Origin of the sequence: Streptococcus sp. HSISS3, from assembly GCF_000448605.1 — a bacterium.
GTDB classification, from domain to species: Bacteria; Bacillota; Bacilli; order Lactobacillales; family Streptococcaceae; genus Streptococcus; species Streptococcus raffinosi.
The window spans coordinates 635,073-655,040 of sequence record NZ_CM002130.1 but is presented as its reverse complement, the minus strand read 5'-3'; the positions used below and the strand labels follow the sequence as shown (position 1 = coordinate 655,040).

The following is a 19,968-nucleotide window of genomic DNA, read 5'->3' as shown; positions in this document are numbered from 1 at the left end:
TTACTCTCCTTTTTTGAAAGTAATAACTTCAGACAAAGCTTCTACCTTTTCTCCAACTTCTTTTTCAAGATGGAAAGCACTGAATTTTTCTGAATTAGTTACAGTGACAAGTACTGTGTCATCAAGACCATTTTTCTCAATAATTGGTGGCCAGAACTCAAGAAGTTTATCTCCAACTTCAACATGTTGACCTTGTTCTACGTAACTAATGAATCCTTCACCTTTAAGTTTAACTGTTCCGATACCAACGTGGATAAGAACAACGACACCATCTTCACTTTCAATACCAACTGCATGGCGAGTAGGAAGAACTTGGCGAATGGTACCACTAATTGGTGCAAAGACAGCTCCATCAGTAGGTTTAATGGCGAAACCTTTACCCATGCTACCTGAAGCAAAGTGTTCATCATTAACACTTGAGAGGTCAACCAATTGACCAGTTGTAGGGTTTACAAGAGATACGACGTTAGCTTTAACTTCATTTTCAGAAGTTGCTGCGCTAAAGCGATGTTCCAATTCTTCGACGATTTCAGCGTGACGTGCTTCAGTCAAAGTGATCTTACGAGCAATAATGAAGGCACCGATAAGCATAGCTGCTGCTGGGAAACCAAACATGCTAAGTTTAAAGACAACTTGTTGATGAACTGTAATATCAGCTGCTTTAGCACCAGTTGTCATACCTGCGGCAACGGCAATCAAAGATACAAGCCAGTTTGACATTGCTCCACCAAGTTTATCAACAAGTGGACGAACTGACAAAGTAAGAGATTCATCACGGTGTCCCAATTTCCATTGACCATATTCTACTGAGTCAGAGATAATCATAAGGATAACAAGGAACACAAGAGGTTGTGGAATGAAGAAGAGTTCAGCTGCAGTCAAAATCAATGGAAGTGATGTACCTGCAATACTAAAGATTCCGATACCACCGAGCATTACTGCAATACATCCATAGAACAAACGTTTACGGTTGAATTTACCAGCAAGACTAGGGAAGAGTGAAACTGAAACCAAACCAACAATAGTGTTTAATCCGTAAAGGATTGAGTATTTACCTGAATCACCAAGGATGAATGTGAAATAGTAAAGTTGTAGGGCATTAAGTGAGTTAATACCAAGACCGTAGAACCAATATCCGAGAGACAACCACATCAATTGGTCGTTTTTACCAAGAACCTTAAAGACTTGTTTAAGGCTAGTTTTTTCTTTATTATCACGAAGTTTAGATTCAACTTCACGAGTACCAATACCAACAGCGATTGATGTGATCACACCAATAAGAGCAACGATGAAGGCAAACCAGAACCAACCAGTTTTATCTCCTGAACCACCAGTTTTAGTCATTGAGAAGAACAAAACAATTGGCATGATGGCAACACCGACAATGTTAGCACCGATTGTAGAACCGATACGGGCAAAAGTTGCCATTTTTTCACGTTCGTGACTGTCAAGAGACAAGGCAGGAATCATTGACCAGAAACCGATATCTTTAATTGAGTAGAAGACATCCATTACAAGGTAGATAATTCCGAAAAGTACAAGGTACAAGAAAGGATTTGTTTTATTCAAACCACCTAAATCGGTGAAGAGAAGCAACAAGGCGATAGAACTGATGATACCACCACCAACTACCCATGGTTTGAATTTACCATACTTAGTATGAGTGTTATCAATCATGTTACCAATCAATGGATCGATAAATACTTCCAAGATACGCAAAATAGCGATGATGTTAGTAATTAATAGTACGTAGTGACTATTTTGCTTTGGATCACCTGTGTTAAACAAGTGAGTTGTCACAAACATGATAAAGTATGTTGACAACGTTGCATAGAAGACGTCGTTACCAAAAGCACCAGCTGTATAGGATAGACGAGACTTCATCTGACCGTTAGATTTTCCCATTACGAAAACCTCCTGTTAGTTGTTTTTTGAATACGCTTACATTATATAAGTATTAGTTTAAATTGTCAATAGTTTTAGTGATTTTTTTACTAAACTTTTACTAAAACATGATTATTTTGATGAATTAAAATATTGGAAACCGATTTCATAGCTTACACTATGCCCCTCCTCCAAGAGGATATCTCCAAAATCTGTATGATTAACGGCATCTGGGAGTGTTTGAGCTTCCATAGCTATAGCTTCTCGTCCTTTTGCAATTGTTCCTCGATCTCTCGCAAAGTAAATATTATCCTCTATAATATCCATAGTATAAATAACTAAACCATTTCTGTTAGAGAAGATTTCAATACCATCTCCGCTTTCTTTGTCATGCAAAATAGCTACTTCTTTCACATGATCACAAGTTTCCCCTCCAACTACAAAGGAATCATCAAAACCATTATTTGCTTCAATTCGAGGTAGCAAGTCAGTTGTCTTTCTGAAATCATAATTCGTTCCATCTACATTAATTTTTTGTCCTGTTGGAATTAACTCAGAATCCAACTCTAAACGATAGTCTGAATAGATTTGTAACTCATGACTTGATAAATCCTGTTTGTCGCTAAGATTAAAGTAAACATGGTTTGTCGGATTAAAGACTGTTGACTCTGTAACATCGAAGGCTTCAAAGAGTATTGTTAAGCGGTTATTATTGTTAAGTCTATAACTAATAGAGACTGTAACATCACCAGGAAAGCCATCTACACTTGAATAAAGTCTTCTAACAAACTTTGTCTCAACATATTCATCATTCAGGTTTGTGACATAGTTCCAATTTTGAACCTGCATTCCCTTTGGACCGCCATGTAAACAGTTTTCTCCCTCATTCTTAGGAAGGCTATAAAGAACCATATTATGAGTATACGAAGCTTTCCCAATTCTTCCAGCAACCCTACCAATAGACTGGCAGGCACATAAATTATTCTTATAGTAATCCTCGTAATCACTGAAACCAAGTACTATATTTTTAAGAGCACCAGTTTCTGTTGGAACCAAAAACTCCTGAAGTGTAGCACCTGTTGTGAGTGTGGAAATGACAACACCATTATTATTTTCCATTGAAATTTTACTGACATCGCCTGAATCAACTTTTCCAATAATTTCGCAGTTTATTTTCATACTATTTCCTCAAAAAACAAAGAGTACAATAATTATATATACTCTTTGACCTTTTTTTATTATTTTAATTATCCTCGATCATCGTACCCTTTTGGATGGCTAGAATGCCATGCCCAAGCACTTGCGATGATTTTTTCGATGTTATCAAATTGTGGTTTCCATCCAAGAACTGTACGTGCTTTTTCAGATGAAGCAATCAATGTATCAGGATCACCAGGACGACGATCAGCTTTCTCAGCTGGGATTTCTTTACCAGTTACCTTACGAGCGGCTTCAAGAATTTGAAGGTTTGAGAATCCCGTTGATGAACCTAAGTTAAAGGCTGTAGATTCATTACCTTTACGAAGATATTCAACAGCAAGGAGGTGAGCATCAGCCAAGTCAAATGGGTGAACATAGTCACGAACATTTGTACCATCAGGAGTGTTGTAGTCATCACCAAAAATCATGATTTTTTCACGAACACCTTGAGCTACTTGAAGGATAATTGGGAGAAGGTGAGTTTCTGGACCATGGTCTTCACCGATAGATCCATCAGGTTTTGCACCAGCAACGTTGAAGTAACGAAGTGGCACATATTTAATACCATAAGCTTTATCAGACCACTTCATGATAGTTTCCATCATCAACTTACTTTCACCATATGGGTTGATAGGATTTTGTGGTGTTGTTTCAAGAATTGGAATTTCTTCTGGGATACCGTAAGTTGCTGCTGTTGATGAGAAGACAATGTATTTAACACCGCATTCGTTCATAACTTCAAGCAATTTAACCATTCCAGCTGTATTGTTATCAAAATATTTGAGTGGTTTTTCCATTGATTCACCAACCAATGAATAGGCCGCAAAGTGAATAACGGCATCAACATCAGGATTTTCTTTGAAGACCTTTCTCATAAAATCTTGATCAGAGAGATCGCCTTGGTAGAAAATAGCATCTGGATGTACGGCAGCACGGTGACCGGTTACCAAACTATCTACTACTACTACTTTTTCTTGACCTTTTTCAACTAAGCGATCAACCATGTGAGAACCGATATAACCAGCTCCACCTAATACTAAAATTGCCATTTCTTATCTCCTTTCTTCAGAAAAAACAATTAATCAGCTAAATTTACAAAATCTACAAATGCTTTAAACTGATCTAAGCCTTCACTATTAGTCTTATAAACACCTGCATCTTCTAGTACACGAGCAAAGATATCTGCAACAGATTGTCGAACAACTTCTGTCACTTCCTCAGCCGTAACATTCGGATTTTGAGCTTTGAGTTCATCTGCCCATTCTTGGTGAATTGGAGCTACTTGATTGCCTTGACCCAATAGATAGTCTTCAACATCTTTAAGTTCTGTTTTCAAACGAGGTGGAAGAATGGCCAATCCCATAACTTCAATCAAACCAATGTTTTCTTTCTTAATGTGTTGAACATCTTTATGTGGGTGGTAGATACCGTCTGGATGTTCTTCAGAAGTTTGATTGTCACGAAGAACCAAATCCAATTCAAATTTGCCGTCTTTTCTACGAGCAATTGGGGTAATGGTGTGGTGAGGTTGTCCATCAGACTCAGCCAAGACACCAGCTTTTTCGTCTGAATAACCACGCCAACAATTTAAAATTTTGGTTGCAAGAGCAATAAGTCTTTCCTTGTCTTCACTTCTAAGACGAAGAACAGACATAGGCCAATTAACGATACCAGTCTCAACATCAGAGTATCCATCAAAGCTAACTTTTTCTTTAATGCCTGCTACTTCCATTGGGAAAGTGTGGCGACCACCTTGATAGTGTTCGTGTGTAAGAATTGAACCACCTACAATTGGAAGATCGGCATTTGAACCTGCGAAGTAACCAGGAAATGCTTCAACAATTGATAGGAGACGACCAAACGTCAATGGACTGATGTGCATTGGTTCGTGCTTACCATAAAAGAAGATAGAATGTTCATTAAAGTAAGCATATGGTGAATATTGGAAGCCCCAATCATTTCCTTCCATTTGGAAACGAATAACACGGTGATTACTACGAGCTGGGTGATTGATGCGACCAAGATAACCTTCATTTTCCATACAAAGTTGGCATTTTGGATAATCAGAAGCTACCGCATTTTTAGCTGCAGCGATGGCTTTTGGATCTTTTTCAGGTTTTGAAAGGTTAATCGTAATTTCCAAGTCACCGTATTTAGTAGGTGCTTTATAAGCAATATTTTGTGCAATGGCTTTGACTTTCACATAATCATTGCGTTTACTTTGTGCATAAAAGTCAGCAATTGCTTGCTCTGGGGCAGATTTATAAGTATCCCAGAAGTTACGATTGACAGCACTAGGGCTTGGTGTAATCAAGTCCATGAGTTGAGCTCCAATGATATCTTGCTCTTCATTAAGATCACCTACAGAACCAGCTTTAACACCTGCTTGAAGCAACTGGTCTTTAAGGTCAATCAATTCAGAGCTATCTGTTTCAACATCAGCAACTCCTTCTCCAACCAAAGCAAAAACTTTGTTTGTCAAATAGATACGGTCCAATTCCTCATAATCACTATTTTCAATAACCAGAGTTACAAAAGTGTTTACTAAATTTTCAGCCATAATCTCTACTTCTTTCTCATTAATCAAGTACTCGTGAACCGCCAGCTACTTCAGCAATATAGAAGCTTGGTGCATAACCAACGACTTCTTCATAACGTTGACCAACTGCTTTTTTGAAATCTTCAACTTTATCTTTGTTTACTAACGCGATGGCACATCCACCAAATCCCGCTCCTGTCATACGAGCTCCAAGAACACCTTCTTGTTCCCATGCTGTGTGTGCCAAAGTATCAAGCTCAAGACCTGTAACTTCGTAATCATGTTCCAATGACACGTGAGAAGCATTCATAAGACGACCAAATCCTTCCAAATCACCTGATTCAAGTGCTTTACGAGCTTGAAGTGTACGTTGATTTTCAAGAACCGCATGACGGGCACGTTTGATACGGTTTTCATCTTTAATCAAGTAGCTGTATGCATCAAATGTCCAAAGGTCCAATTCACCAAGTGTTTGGATATCAAGTTTTTCTTGAAGTTCAGATACAGCTGCTTCACATTCAGCACGACGTTCATTGTATTTAGAATCAGCCAATTCACGACGTTTGTTAGTGTTCATGATAACAACAACATTGTCTTTAAGGTCAAGTGGTACCAAGTCATACTCTAAAGTATTTGTATCCAAGTAAATCGCACGTTGATCAGCTCCCATACCAATAGCGAATTGGTCCATGATACCAGAGTTAACGCCGATAAAGTCATTTTCAGTTTGCTTACCGATTTTAACCAAGTCAAGGCGTTCCAATTTAAGGTCATAAAGTTTTTCAGCAATAACACCAATCAACAATTCCAAAGATGATGATGATGACAAGCCTGATCCATTTGGAATGTTACCATAGATGTAAATATCCATACCTGAATCAATCGTATGACCAGCCTCTTGCAAGAAATGAAGAACACCTTTTGGATAGTTTGTCCAGTTGTGTTCTTTTTCAAAACGAAGATTTTCAAGTGGTACTTCGATGATGCCTTTATCCTCAAAGTTACCTGAGAAGAAACGCAAAACTTTGTCATCACGTTTGCGGGCCGCTCCGTAAGTACCTAGGGTAATGGCTGCTGGAAATACATGACCACCGTTGTAGTCCGTATGCTCACCAATCAAATTAATACGACCTGGAGAAAAGAAAGTATGTTCTGCTTCTACACCAAAAACTTCTTTAAACTTTTCTCTTAACTGTGATGTCTTCATAGGATGTACCTCGCTTATTCTTTTTTACACTAACAGTGTAACCCCTTTCACAAGGAAAATCAATATTTTTACTGTTTTTTAGTAAAAAATAGGTAAAATTTTAGAATTTATGATATACTTTGGATGAAAGGAGAACAATATGGCTACATTAAAAGATATCGCAAAATTGGCTGATGTATCAATCGCAACTGTTTCACGTGTTCTCAACCAAGATGAAAACCTCTCCGTTACTGAAGAAACCAGGCACCGTATTTTAACTGCGGCAGATGAAATCGGATATACCAAACATAAGAAAATCGGAACCTTGAAAAAAGAAAAACATCAAGTGGCAATTATCCAATGGGTAAGTGAGGAAGATGAGTTAGACGATCTCTACTACTACAACATTCGGCTTGGAATTGAAACAAGAGCCCATGAGCTAGACTACGAGATGCTTCGTTATTTCAATGACATTCCTTTTAGTCTCGCTGAAGAAGTCATAGGTATACTTTGTATCGGAAAGTTTAGTCGTGAACAGATTACTGAATTGGAATCATTGGGTAGATCACTGGTCTTTGTAGATAGTGATACCCTACTTCAGGGACATCCTTGTGTGACAACTGACTTTGAAAATGCTGTTCAAACGGCACTAAGTTATCTCACTGAGCAAGGGTGTAAGAGCATCGGTCTTTTAACAGGGCAAGAAAAAACAACGGATTCAACTGAAATCGTTCCGGAGCCTCGTTTACGTTCTTATCGTAACTACTGTATTGAAAAGAGCATCTATGACCCTCTTTTGATTCTTTCAGGTAATTTTACAGTTCGATCTGGCTATGACCTTTTAGCCTCTAAAATAGCAAGTGGTACACCCCTACCAGATGCCTACTTTGCAGCTAGTGACAGTCTGGCTATCGGTGCTCTTAGAGCCCTTCAGGAAAATGGCATTAATGTCCCAGAAGATATCCAGATTATCTCCTTTAATGACACCAGTCTAGCCAAACAAGTTTATCCGCCACTTTCTAGTGTTACTGTTTATACCGAAGAAATGGGACGAACGGCCATGGATGTCCTCAATAAACAAGTCTTGGCTCCAAGAGAAATCCCGACACTTACTATGTTGGGCACTAAACTGACTCTGAGAGAAAGTACGAAATAATTTCTTACTATTAAATATCTTCTAAAATTGAAAACGCAAAAAGAGACTGGAATTTCTTCCAGTCTCTTCTATTGTTCTCTCTTAGAAAACAGCTTAAATGTCAAATCTATAAAAATTCATACCACCCTGACAACAAGGCTAATTTATTAAAGAACCTTGTTAAAGTTTACAAACATTTTTGCACACCTTAGTTCAAATTAACATCCAGATAAACACCTATACCACTAAACACTTAATCTACTTTGACAAAATAAAATTGTTTACTGAGGAAGTCTCCCTGTGGAAGAACGACTGTGATTCCTGCATACATCAGTTCAGCACCAGAATAAACTTGGCCTGTTCCTTGTAACATGTAGTTAGCATCTTGATCGAGATTTTTTAGTTTGAGAGTCGTTTCAACCGTCTCAACCGTTGAAAGAACTCGGACATAGGTTGCTAGAACCTTATTTTCATAATTAAATTGAACAGCTGCTTCATTGCTTCCAGCTTCAGGATTTATGAGGCGGTATTGCTGACCAAATTGAACCACTGGACGAATGTCCTTATAATGAGTAATTTGTGTAGCAATGCCATCTTTTTCTTCCTGAGTCAAACTCGTCAAATCAAGTTCGTAGCCTAAATTACCCATCATAGCTACATCACCACGCGTTTCCAGAGGTGTCGTGCGTCCCATTTGGTGATTAGGGACAGCTGACACATGGGCTCCCATAGAAATGGTTGGGTAAAGATAGCTTGAACCATATTGAATCGGTAATCTTGCAATGGCATCAGTATTATCACTCGCCCAAACTTGTGGGAAGTAACGCATCATACCGAGGTCGTTTCGACCTCCTCCACCTGAACATGATTCAAAGAGAATATTCTCATGCTTGCTTGTCAGAAATTCTACCAAGTCATATAGCCCTAACATGTATTGATGACTCTGCATCTGGCTTTCAAGGTAGTTTGCACCATTTCCGATGTTAGTCATGTTACGGTTATAATCCCATTTAACATAATCAATAGCATTATCTGTCAGAATCTTATCCAAGACATCTTTCAAGTAAGCCACCACATCTGGATTGGCCAAGTTCAACATAAGTTGGTTGCGTGAGTAAGTATGATCATAATTAGGCACCTGAATGGCCCAGTCTGGATGTTTTCGATAAAGATCACTATCCACCGAAATCATTTCAGGCTCAAACCAAAGACCAAACCTAAGCCCCTTGGCATGAACCTTTTCAATCAGGTCTTGAAGCGGTCCACCAAGTTTTTCTTCATTGACAAACCAATCTCCTAGAGCACGGTTGTCGTCGAAACGATTTCCAAACCAACCATCATCCAAGACAAAGAGTTCAACACCTACTTGTTTAGCATCTTCTGCTAACTCAAGCAGTTTTTCTTTCTCAAAATCAAAGTAGGTTGCCTCCCAGTTATTAAGAAGAATTGGACGCTCCTCATGGGCAAACTGCTTAGGAATGATGTAGTCTGTAACAAAGGCCTGACTTTCTTGACTAACACCAGTTAAACCTTGGTGAGAGTAAGTAATGAGGGCAACTGGTGTTTCAAAACTTTCATTTGAAGCAAGTTCCCAGTCAAAGTTCTCATCCTCAATTCCGATAGCTACACGCACCTCATTGATTTGACTCTTTTGAACAAATGTTTGGAAGTTACCGCTATACATGAGTTGGAAGGCCAAAGCCTCGCCTGCCCCCTCGCTTGCTTCGTGATCACAAAGAATTAAAGCTGGTGTCTGAGCATGACCTGAGGCACCACGGTTAGAAGCGACTTTAAAGATACCTTGCTCAACTCTTTGGCGACGAACCGTTTTCTCACGAGCGTAAGCACCTTGGAGAGTGACCACATCATAGTCACGAGCAGGTATATCAGCCATAGCGCTGAGCGCTCGGTGGATTACCACGGCTTGTTCAGAACGGTTGATGACTTCGCTATAAGTTACAATTGTGTTGTTATCTTCCACTACTGTATAGTAGAGTTTCAATTCCAAGTTAGCGACTTTATCGACTAAGGTGAAAATAAGTGTTTCTGCATTTTCCAAAGAATGTGGATATGGAAGTTTGCTTTCTAGTGAAATCCCTTTGACCACTTCTGCTTTTGAAAATTCAAAGCGTGTCACATCTGAGACACCATGCTGGATTTTCAAAGACGGTTGACGAAAATCCCCCAAACCATGCAGGCCTACCACTTGACGTTGTGTATCATAACTATAGGTTCTGACGTCTGGATTGAGCTGTCCTGAAAAAGCATGATCTCTTTCATTTACAGCATTTGAGCCATGGTAGCGATTTACCTTTCGACCTAAGTGTCTTAGCAAAAGATCCCCGTCATGTTCTTCAATAATGAGCGACAAATCTTTGCTAGTGATGTAATAATAATTTTTGTTAACAACAATGCTCATAGTGTTCTCCTTATTTACAAGCTTTATTATAGATGATGTATGCGCTTTCTAAAATGGAATTTTGTTGCAAATATATGGTAAAATGTTAGGTAAGGAGGTTGTGCTATGATTATTTTTTCAGAACTTGAAACAGGAACCTTAGATTTACGTCTTGATTTTTACGGCTATGAGGATTGTTTACCAGACCAGTTCTTTGGTCCTGCCATTCGGGAAAATTACGTTCTCCATTACATCACTGAAGGCAAAGGCTGCCTTGAATACAAGGACCAAAAAATCCCCCTTCAAAAGGGAGATATTTTTTTACTCATACCAGGTGAAGTTACCTACTATTTTGCGGATAATCAGACTCCTTGGTCCTACTATTGGCTAGGGATTAGTGGTATCAAAGCTCAGGAGTACTTTCACCTCTCACAAATCCACGAAACAGCCTATCTTAGGTCGTCCCCTCACACCGAAGCATTAGGTAACTTCATAGAGACTATTGTCAAAGATGCAGAAAGGCTCGACGAAAGTAAGTCCTCGCAACTGCATGTTATCAGTCAACTCTATGAACTCATGCACCGATTAAATGACCTCTCACCTAACCTTGATCAAGAAACCATCTCGCCCAGTTGCAAACTCTATCGTGAAGCCAAACACCTCATCGATATAGGTTATAACTCACAAGACATTAGTATCCAAGAGATTGCCGATAAGCTAGGCGTTCATCGTTCCTATTTGTCCTCCATCTTCAAAGACTTCCACAAGATTTCTCCCAAAGAATACCTGCTTGAGGTACGCATGAATCGAGCTAATGAACTCTTGAAAACCACTGATCAACCTATAAAAATTATCGCCTATTCAGTGGGTTACCTAGACCCTTTGCACTTTTCAAAAGCATTTCGGAAGTATTATAACTGCTCACCAAGTCAATATCGTAAAAAATAAAGAAGTAGACAGCTCACCAGTAAGGATTGTGGCCTTGCTGTTTATCATTTTACGTCATTTTTTCAAAGTATTTAAAGCTAACCTTATATTTTATTAATACTTCCCAAAAATTTGTAGTGACATAAATGTCACTATCAATGAATTCTCACTCTTCCTTCTCCCAAAAATCGTCTTTCGCTAATAGCATTTACCTCAGGCATTTGATATAATTTTTCTCAGAGGTATTTTTATTTATGAAGAAACAAGCTTTTAGTTCTGAACAGTATTTGAATCTGCAACGTGACCATATTTTGGAGCGTATTAACCAGTTTGACGGCAAGCTCTACTTGGAGTTTGGTGGCAAGATGTTGGAGGATTTCCACGCTGCTCGTGTCCTTCCTGGTTATGAACCTGACAATAAAATCAAGCTCCTTCAAGAGCTTAAAGATCAGGTTGAAGTGGTCATCGCCATTAATGCTAGCAATATCGAGCACTCTAAGGCTCGTGGTGACCTTGGTATTTCCTACGACCAAGAGGTGCTTCGTCTGATTGATACATTCAACGAGCTCAATATTTATGTGGGTTCTGTTGTCATCACACAGTATTCAGGTCAACCTGCGGCTGATGCCTTCCGTAACCAACTGGAAAAAAATGGCATCACGTCTTACATCCATTACCCTATTAAGGGTTATCCAACGGATATGAACCATATCATTTCTCCTGAAGGTATGGGAAAAAATGACTATATCAAGACCAGCCGTAACCTAATCGTTGTCACTGCTCCTGGTCCAGGTTCTGGTAAATTGGCGACATGTATGTCTAACATGTACCACGACCAAATCAATGGCATCAAATCTGGTTATGCCAAATTTGAAACCTTCCCAGTTTGGAATTTGCCACTTCATCACCCAGTCAACTTGGCCTATGAAGCTGCCACTGCCGACCTTGATGATGTCAATATGATTGACCCATTCCACTTGGAAACTTATGGCAAAACTACGGTAAACTACAACCGTGACATCGAAATTTTCCCAGTTCTCAAACGTATGCTTGAACGTATCCTTGGCGATTCTCCTTATGCTTCGCCTACAGATATGGGTGTTAACATGGTTGGTTTCGCTATTACCGATGATGAGGCTGCTAAAGAAGCTTCTAAACAAGAAATCATCCGTCGCTACTATCAAACCGTTCTTGATTTTAAAAATGAACGTGTACCTGAAACTGCCGTTAAGAAAATCGAACTGCTCATGAACGATCTTGGTATCACGCCTGAAGACCGTAAAGTCGTTGTAGCAGCACGTGCTAAAGCTGAAGAAACCGGTAGTTCTGCTCTTGCGCTTGAATTACCAAATGGCCAAATCGTCACTGGTAAAAATTCAGAACTCTTTGGTCCTACTGCCGCTGCTTTGATTAATGCTATCAAGACTTCTGCTGGCATTGCCAAAGAAACCAAACTCATCGAGCCTGAGGTGGTTAAACCCATCCAAGGTCTGAAAATCAACCATTTGGGTAGCCGTAATCCTCGTCTCCACTCAAATGAAATTCTCATTGCCTTGGCTATCACTGCCGCTAACAATGCGGATGCGGCCCGTGCCATGAAGGAACTTGGTAACCTCAAGGGATCTGAAGCCCACTCAACCATCATCCTTACTGATGAAGATAAAAATGTCCTCCGTAAGCTTGGTATCAATGTGACCTTCGATCCTTACTATCAATACGACAAATTATATCGTAAGTAATCTATCACTAGAAACATCAAAGACCTCAGTTTTACCAACTGGGGTCTTTTCAAAATGGACAAGGGAACTGGCTTAATAAAAAAAGGAGAACTCTATCAAGTTCCCTTTTTGACAACCCACTTTCTCGTCTCAACCTTTTCTCAAAAAATGGAGAGCAGCCTAGCATTTTTATGAAAAAGTGAGTTAAAAGTATCAAACAGAGGGCTAGGCCACTCCCGATTCTAATTAGTCTACAATTTCTAACTTGAGAAAGGGTAAGCTAAAAAGCAAAATTATAGTAGATAGAACAGCAATGAGTGGGAGGTAACGACCTCCAATAAAGTATAGAAACAATGGTGCTACCGCTATGAGGCGATTTATAAAATTACCTGTAACCCGAACAGTTTGACCATCCTCAACAGTAATCGTATTGGACTTATAGCCCCATTTACCTACACTTAGACGAGCTTTCGATGAAGGTAGGGAGACTGTCACATCTTCAACCCCAGAAACCGTTCCCACAAGACTAGTATCAACCCTAATAGGACTCTTTCTAGCCACCTTGCTCGCTTCAATTGTAATACTAGACACTAGCCATCTCCTTTTCCTATCTTTCTACTTATAGTATACACTTTTTGAAACGCTTACACAAGCGTAATGACTGTTAAATCAGGATTTCTTGAAAATGTTTTATGTTTTCAAAAGTTCTTAAACTGCTTTGAGGAACTTTGAAATTATTGGTTTTTAAATAGTAAAAAGGGCTCAGTCCTATCTAATACAGAACTGAACCCTTTCCTATAACAATTTGTCTATCCTGTTGGGATAAGTGCCTGAGGGGGATAATATTCCTATACGGGAATGGTGGCACTTTCCCTACAAAAGACCAAATTTACTTAGGCTAATCCATGAACATAAGCATCTACAGCAACGATGGCTTGCGCAATATCAGAGGCTTTCACTTCAAATGGCATTTGATGGATAGTTTCTCCTTCAATAGTCGCTTGTTGACCAACCTTGAGAAGATCTTCATAGCTTGCATTTTCAAGATGCATTTCTTTAAGAGTAGTTGGCATGCCAATTTGTTGATAGAAGCGAATGTATTTATCCAAAACTTCTTTTGGACGATTTTCTAAGAACAATTGCACAAGAGTTCCGTAGGCTACTTTTTCACCATGAGTCAAATGGTGAATATCGCCAGTGAGAGCTGTGAAACCATTATGGATGGCATGAGCAGCAGCCAAACCACCACTTTCAAATCCAATACCACTAAGAAGGGTATTAGCTTCAATAATATTTTCTAGGGCAGGCGTTACCACTTTAGCTTCACAAGCGGCCATGGCTTGTAGACCATCTGCAAAAAGAATCTCTTCACAGCGTTCAGCAATGGCAACCCCTGCTAGAGTTTGGTGTTTACCTAGCATAGTTTTTCCGTTGGCTTGCATAACTGCTCGAGCTTCTACCCAAGTTGCTAAGCCATCTGCAATACCAGATGCTAACAAACGTTTTGGTGCTTGAGAGATCACTTTACTATCCACCAAAACCAACTCTGGGTTCTTAGAATAGAAGATATAGCGCTCAAAGGCACCCTCGTCAGTATAGATAACAGACAAAGCTGAAACTGGAGCATCTGTAGATGCGATAGTTGGGGCAATAACAACTGACGATTGTAGAAGGTCTGCAATAGCTTTAGCACTATCGATAGTCTTACCACCACCGAGTCCAATAACTAAATCACAGTCTTCTTCTTTGGCTAGGCTGACCACACGATTAATTTCATTATCCGATGCTTCTCCATTAAAGAAGACTGGTACAACTGTGAGTCCATTTTGAACAAGGTATTCTTCGAAACGTTTACCTACAATATCATAAACTACTGAGTCACATAGTAAAACAGGATGAGTTCCCAATTCTGAAATGGCTTTTGCATTTTCAAATAAGGCATTTTCACCTTGAATGTAACGTGACGGACTTGCAAAATTTCTCATGTCTTTCTCCTTTGACATAAATGTATTTATATAGAATCGGTTAAATGGACCTATTCCTATCTTATGCAGGGCTAAATCCTTTTAAGAGACTGTCTATCTTTTGTAGTCAGTACATTATACTGGTCTTGTTTATCATCTAATCGCTACTCTTCTTCTGGGTAGACCAAGCCCCAGTCTTTGCGGAGTTGGGTCATGAGCTCCATGACATCTCGGCTGTAATTGAGGTAGGTATGATCATCCTTACCTGCAACGGCTGCTTCCATGTCTAGGACTTCATACTGAAGGGCTTTGGCAGTTTCTCCTGCCTCGATGACTTCTTGTGAGCCATCTTCCGTATAGGTGATGACCGCCTTTTGCCCACGTGGGTACTCATAAAGTTCGATGTAGCCCTTGTCATAAGCGATGGTGCCACGCTTAGGTTGTTTGGCATGAAGACTCAATGTCACCGTCGCCATTTCCCCTTCTGCATTGGTAAGAAGAATACCCGCTTGCTCATCAACGCCAGTCGGAGCTAATTTGACCTGTGAAACCATCTCTGTCGGTTGTGAGGTCATAAACCAACGCACGAAAGATAGGGCATAGACACCGATATCAAGTAGGGCACCACCAGCCAGATTACGATTGAAAAAGCGGTTGGTCATGTCATAATCTTTGTAAGAACCGAAGTTCATCTGGATAACCTTAAGAGGTCCCAACTTACCACTTTCCACGATTTCAGAGAGTTTTCGATAGATAGGCATATGGAAAATGGTCATGGCTTCTGCCAGTTTAACATGATTTTCTTCGGCGAGTTGAATAGCTTCTGCCAATTCCTCACTATTTAGGGTGATAGATTTTTCACAGAGGACGTGCTTGCCAGCTGCTAAGGCCTTGCGAAGGTAATTAATATGCGTATTGTGAGGCGTTGAGATATAGATAATATCCACTTCAGGATCTTCAAATACTTGGTCAATCTCTTCATAAACCTTTTCAATGCCATATTTTTCAGCGAAGGCTACACCCTTGTCATAGGTACGATTGGCAACGGAATAGAGTTTCCCTCCAAGAGCTTCCAAGGCTTGTGCCAATTCGTTGGCAATTACGCCAGTTCCAAGACTAGCCCAGTTGTACTTAATTTGATTTGTCATAGTTTTCCTTTATTCTATTTTTGAATAGTCAATTCATTAATCTGAGATAAGATTTCAACCTCACTCGCTCCTGCCTGAAGCAAGGCTGCAGCCGCATAGGCCCCCTCAATGAGAGGTACCTGTTGAATAAGGATTTCCTTGTCTGAAAATTCCTCAAGCATTTCCAAATTCATACGGGAACTGCCTAGGTCGTAAAAGGCCAAGAGTCGGTTGGCGGGCTGACTTTCCACAGCCACTTGGACATGGTCAAAACTAGATCCCAAGCCACCATCTTCCAGACCACCTGTAGCCGTCAAAGGGATATCTGGAGCGACTTCACGAATCAGGCTCACCAAACCTTTAGCAATATCCGCAGAGTGGGACACAATCACAATTCCAAGTTCTGGCATATCCTAGCCCTCCGCTTCTAGCAAGGCTTTGAAGAGTAGACCAGACGAATAAGAGCCTGGATCAATGTGACCAATAGAACGCTCACCTACATAAGAGGCACGCCCCTTGGTAGCCACAACTTCCTTGGTTGAAAGAACAGCTTGATCAATAAGGTCATTGGTTAATTGACCTTGTTTGACAGCTTCAACAACTGGGTGCCAAACATCCACCATGGTCTTTTCACCAACTTGTGCATGACCACGTTTTTTAATCATCTCGAGACCTGCCTCAAGCACTCCTGCCAAATCTTGACCAGCTTGTTCAGCCTTCATCATGCCCATAAAGGCAGACCCATAAAGCGGACCTGAAGCACCACCAACCTTACTAATCAAGGCCATAGACACTGCCTTAAAAACTTCTGCCGTACTTTGTGGTTCAGTACTGTTAATAGCCTCAATGGCTGCCGCCATACCACGTGCCAAGTTAGCACCATGATCACCATCTCCAATAGGACCGTCTAATTCAGACAAGTGGTCTTTTTCTGCTTCAACCCTTTGATCAAAGCATTGCATCCATTTTACTGCAACTGTTTTATCCATAATATACCTAATTTCTAGTTTTCATGTCAGACTACCAAGCAATGGTCTTAACAGGACTCTCAAGGGCCTCAAGCCAAGCGTCTTCTGCAATCTTCATGAGCGTCAATGAGAGACCTGCCATATCAATCGATGTCATGTAGTTACCTAATTTTTTAAAGGCTACATCAAGTCCAGCATCTCCAAGAATGCTTGCTACATCGTTAGTAAAGACATACTGCTCCATGAGAGGTGTCGCACCCATACCATTGATGAGAAGGGCATAGCGTTCACCTGCCTTAGCCTCAAAGGCTTCAAGGAGTTTCCCTGTCAATTCTTCAGCTAACTGGCGAGATGGCTGCATAGACTCCTTGCGATAACCTGGTTCACCGTGGATACCAATACCATATTCGATTTCATCCTCTGCTAGGACAAAACCGGGCTTGCCAACCTCAGGAACTGTCGCACCGCTAAGGGCTAAACCAATGGTATGGATATTAGGGACAATCTTGTCAGCCAAGTCTTTGATTTCAGCCAGGGACTTACCTTCACGAGCCGCATGACCTAAGATTTTATGTACGAAAATAGTTCCTGCAACCCCACGACGACCTTGTGTATAGAGACTATTTTCCACAGCGATATCGTCGTCCACAACAACACTGGCAACCTCGATACCTTCCATCTCAGCCAATTCTTGAGCCATCTCAAAATTCATGATGTCGCCTGAATAATTTTTAACAACCATGAAGACACCAGCCCCTTGGTCCGCTTCCTTGATAGCTTCCAAAATTTGATCAGGCGTTGGCGACGTGAAGACTGCACCTGCAATAGCTGCTGAAAGCATACCATCACCCACAAAACCAGCGTGGGCTGGCTCGTGACCACTTCCGCCACCAGAAATGAGACCAACCTGACCAGAAGCCTGCTCATTTCTTACAATGATGTCAAAGCCGTCAACACGATGCACCAAATCACTATGAACATAAGCCAAGCCATCTAACATCTCAGTGACAACATTTTCAGGATTATTGATAATTTTTTTCATGGAATTGCCTCCTTTTCAAAGGTATCATTTTTTTACACTTACATACGCTTCCTTCTGTAATTGCTCATTTCCCTATAAATAAAGGACTATAACGCTTTTTGAGAAAGGCAGCGCAAAAATATGTAAACGCATACATTTTATGATTTAATTGTAGCATTTGCCTCAATCATTAGCAAGGCAAAAGGGTAGGCGACCGCCTTTAAAAAGTACAGGATTAGTGTCAAAAAATATTCTCATAAAAAGACGCATTTTAGTCGCCCAAGCTATTGAAAAACCACCATTCAAGCCTTATAATGGAATGACGAATTAACAGATAAGGAGGGGTCACATGACTATCGATTTTCCAAATGAATCAGAGCCTCAAAACGAAATGGATGCGGTCCTTCAAGCAGGCCGTCTCCTCATGGAGAGCGGTGCTGAGATTTACCGCATTGAAGACACCATGGGGCATATGGCCAAATCTCTGGGCATTAGGGACTTTTCTTCTTATGTGGTCAATCGGGGAGTCATGATTTCTGGACTCAACCGTTCAGGGCTTAAAGAATCTCGTATTCTAGCTACCTCAGCTCCCTCCATCCATCTAGGCAAACTCGAAGAGGTTAACCGCTTATCACGAGAACTGACGGAGCAACCAAATCCAGCTCTTTCCAGTATTTTCCAAAAACTGAGAACCATTGAACACAAGACCTTCTATCGTCCTTTAGAGGATATTATAGCCTGTGTCATTGGTGCAGGGAGCTTCTCGCTAGCCCTTGGAAGTAGCTGGATTGATGGGACTGCTGCGGCTATCTCTGGACTCTTTGTGGGGATTGGCATGCAGCTCTTTTCCCGTTTTATTCATACCAGTTTTTTGCAGATTATCCTCTCTAGTGCCATTGCCGCTTTATCAGCTAATATCCTCTATACTCTGGGCATTGGACAACATCGTAGTGTCATTATCCTAGGGACCTTGATGATTTTGATTCCTGGGGCCTACTTTGTCAATGCCATCCGAGAATTCACCCAGAACAACTACTATAGTGGTCTGGCCTTGATGCTGTCGGGAGTCTCCACTTGTCTATCGATCTCTGTCGGTGTCCTTGCCATGATTTCCATTCTCCCCTTTGCGGAGCAACTATCAGGCGTCTTTTCAACACCGTCTACCTCCTGGCTAGAAGTCCTGACTCAAACTGTCATGGCAGGAGTAGGGACAGCAGCCTTCTCCGTGCTTTATCGAGTTCCCAAAAAATACTTTTTTGACCTTGGAACCCTAGGTGCCGGCTCATGGCTCCTCTACCTCTTGATTTGGAACAATACCCATCACGAAGTCTTAGCCATCCTCTTCCCAGCCCTATTAGTCACTATCACCTCACGCTTTTTGGCCCACTACCGTAGATGTCCAGCCACAGTCTTCCTAGCCTCAAGCATGTTCCCACTCATTCCAGGAATGAGCTTCTACCGTGCCATCTACTTTCTCTTGATTGGAAATGAAAACCTAGGCCTCAGCTTCCTACGAGCTTGTTTCTTGGCCTCATTTACCATTGCTATCGCCGTCAGTCTGACACAACAAATCCCTAGCCGTTATTTTGTCCTAGGGAAGAAGAAATAAATTGTTGAAAGCCATTGGTTTTGATACGTACCGTGTCAAGTAGACAATTGAAATAAATAAAATGTGAGGAACCAGGTTGCTTTGGGTTAAGCAGTCTGGTTTTTCTTATCGGCAATAGTTTTCCAGTAATCTCTATATTTTTAGATTGTTTAATTGGATAATATGGAGCTTGTTCTGGATTTTCTTGTGCTTCAGCTCTCACTTGAGCTGGTGTTTTCCCATTGAATCTCTCTTGGGGATCATGATATAGGTAATAGTGAATGGTCTTTTCGTAAGCCTCTTTCATCTCTTC

16 protein-coding genes and 1 pseudogene are annotated in these 19,968 nt (G+C 40.6%); 4 read left to right on the top strand and 13 right to left on the bottom strand.

The window, feature by feature from the left end:
• From HSISS3_RS03210 to HSISS3_RS03190, 5 genes are all read right to left on the bottom strand, one after another.
• A complete protein-coding gene (locus HSISS3_RS03210; RefSeq protein ID WP_021151663.1) occupies nt 1-1,905 on the bottom strand; it encodes a PTS sugar transporter subunit IIA in 1,905 nt (634 codons plus the stop codon).
• Between the two features lie 111 nt (nt 1,906-2,016).
• Complete coding sequence (locus HSISS3_RS03205) at nt 2,017-3,063, bottom strand: aldose epimerase family protein (protein WP_021151662.1); 1,047 nt, start codon at nt 3,061-3,063, stop codon at nt 2,017-2,019.
• A gap of 68 nt (nt 3,064-3,131) precedes the next feature.
• Nucleotides 3,132-4,133 (bottom strand): UDP-glucose 4-epimerase GalE, encoded by a 1,002-nt coding sequence (gene galE / locus HSISS3_RS03200; RefSeq protein WP_002888050.1) that lies wholly within the window; start codon nt 4,131-4,133, stop codon nt 3,132-3,134.
• Between the two features lie 29 nt (nt 4,134-4,162).
• Nucleotides 4,163-5,644, bottom strand: coding sequence for a UDP-glucose--hexose-1-phosphate uridylyltransferase (galT, locus tag HSISS3_RS03195; protein WP_042771791.1), 1,482 nt, complete (start codon nt 5,642-5,644; stop codon nt 4,163-4,165).
• Nucleotides 5,645-5,663: 19 nt separating this feature from the next.
• Nucleotides 5,664-6,830, bottom strand: a complete 1,167-nt coding sequence (locus tag HSISS3_RS03190; protein ID WP_014634733.1) for a galactokinase — start codon at nt 6,828-6,830, stop codon at nt 5,664-5,666.
• A gap of 139 nt (nt 6,831-6,969) precedes the next feature.
• Here HSISS3_RS03190 and HSISS3_RS03185 point away from each other — a divergent pair, with 139 nt between their 5' ends.
• Nucleotides 6,970-7,965, top strand: a complete 996-nt coding sequence (locus tag HSISS3_RS03185) for a LacI family DNA-binding transcriptional regulator (RefSeq protein ID WP_014634734.1) — start codon at nt 6,970-6,972, stop codon at nt 7,963-7,965.
• Between the two features lie 232 nt (nt 7,966-8,197).
• On the opposite strand, the gene HSISS3_RS03180 is transcribed toward HSISS3_RS03185, so the two are convergent.
• The gene (locus tag HSISS3_RS03180) at nt 8,198-10,363 is read right to left on the bottom strand and encodes an alpha-galactosidase (protein WP_021151660.1); all 2,166 of its coding nucleotides are present in this window, start codon (nt 10,361-10,363) and stop codon (nt 8,198-8,200) included.
• A gap of 105 nt (nt 10,364-10,468) precedes the next feature.
• Between HSISS3_RS03180 and HSISS3_RS03175 the strand changes: the two genes are divergently transcribed.
• Both HSISS3_RS03175 and HSISS3_RS03170 read left to right on the top strand, forming a co-directional pair.
• Nucleotides 10,469-11,290 (top strand): AraC family transcriptional regulator, encoded by an 822-nt coding sequence (locus HSISS3_RS03175; protein WP_021151659.1) that lies wholly within the window; start codon nt 10,469-10,471, stop codon nt 11,288-11,290.
• 233 nt (nt 11,291-11,523) lie between these two features.
• Complete coding sequence (locus HSISS3_RS03170) at nt 11,524-13,008, top strand: DUF1846 domain-containing protein (RefSeq protein WP_021151658.1); 1,485 nt, start codon at nt 11,524-11,526, stop codon at nt 13,006-13,008.
• 225 nt (nt 13,009-13,233) lie between these two features.
• Here HSISS3_RS03170 and HSISS3_RS03165 read toward each other — a convergent pair whose 3' ends face one another.
• The 6 genes from HSISS3_RS03165 to dhaK form a co-directional block, all read right to left on the bottom strand.
• Nucleotides 13,234-13,578 (bottom strand): hypothetical protein, encoded by a 345-nt coding sequence (locus HSISS3_RS03165; protein ID WP_021151656.1) that lies wholly within the window; start codon nt 13,576-13,578, stop codon nt 13,234-13,236.
• A gap of 302 nt (nt 13,579-13,880) precedes the next feature.
• Complete coding sequence (locus HSISS3_RS03160) at nt 13,881-14,972, bottom strand: glycerol dehydrogenase (protein WP_021143902.1); 1,092 nt, start codon at nt 14,970-14,972, stop codon at nt 13,881-13,883.
• Between the two features lie 143 nt (nt 14,973-15,115).
• Nucleotides 15,116-16,099, bottom strand: coding sequence for a Gfo/Idh/MocA family protein (locus HSISS3_RS03155; protein ID WP_021151655.1), 984 nt, complete (start codon nt 16,097-16,099; stop codon nt 15,116-15,118).
• A gap of 14 nt (nt 16,100-16,113) precedes the next feature.
• Nucleotides 16,114-16,488: a dihydroxyacetone kinase phosphoryl donor subunit DhaM gene (gene dhaM, locus HSISS3_RS03150; protein ID WP_002885319.1), complete on the bottom strand. Its 375-nt coding sequence runs from the start codon at nt 16,486-16,488 to the stop codon at nt 16,114-16,116.
• 3 nt (nt 16,489-16,491) lie between these two features.
• Nucleotides 16,492-17,067, bottom strand: a complete 576-nt coding sequence (dhaL, locus tag HSISS3_RS03145; RefSeq protein ID WP_002885240.1) for a dihydroxyacetone kinase subunit DhaL — start codon at nt 17,065-17,067, stop codon at nt 16,492-16,494.
• Nucleotides 17,068-17,098: 31 nt separating this feature from the next.
• A complete protein-coding gene (dhaK, locus tag HSISS3_RS03140; protein WP_021151654.1) occupies nt 17,099-18,088 on the bottom strand; it encodes a dihydroxyacetone kinase subunit DhaK in 990 nt (329 codons plus the stop codon).
• 328 nt (nt 18,089-18,416) lie between these two features.
• On the opposite strand from dhaK, the gene HSISS3_RS03135 reads away from it, so the two are divergent.
• Complete coding sequence (locus HSISS3_RS03135) at nt 18,417-19,676, top strand: threonine/serine exporter family protein (RefSeq protein WP_021151653.1); 1,260 nt, start codon at nt 18,417-18,419, stop codon at nt 19,674-19,676.
• Here HSISS3_RS03135 and HSISS3_RS03130 read toward each other — a convergent pair.
• Nucleotides 19,642-19,968 (bottom strand): annotated as a pseudogene (locus HSISS3_RS03130) (hypothetical protein); the annotation flags it as partial. The gene HSISS3_RS03135 and the pseudogene HSISS3_RS03130 sit on opposite strands and share 35 nt — an antisense overlap.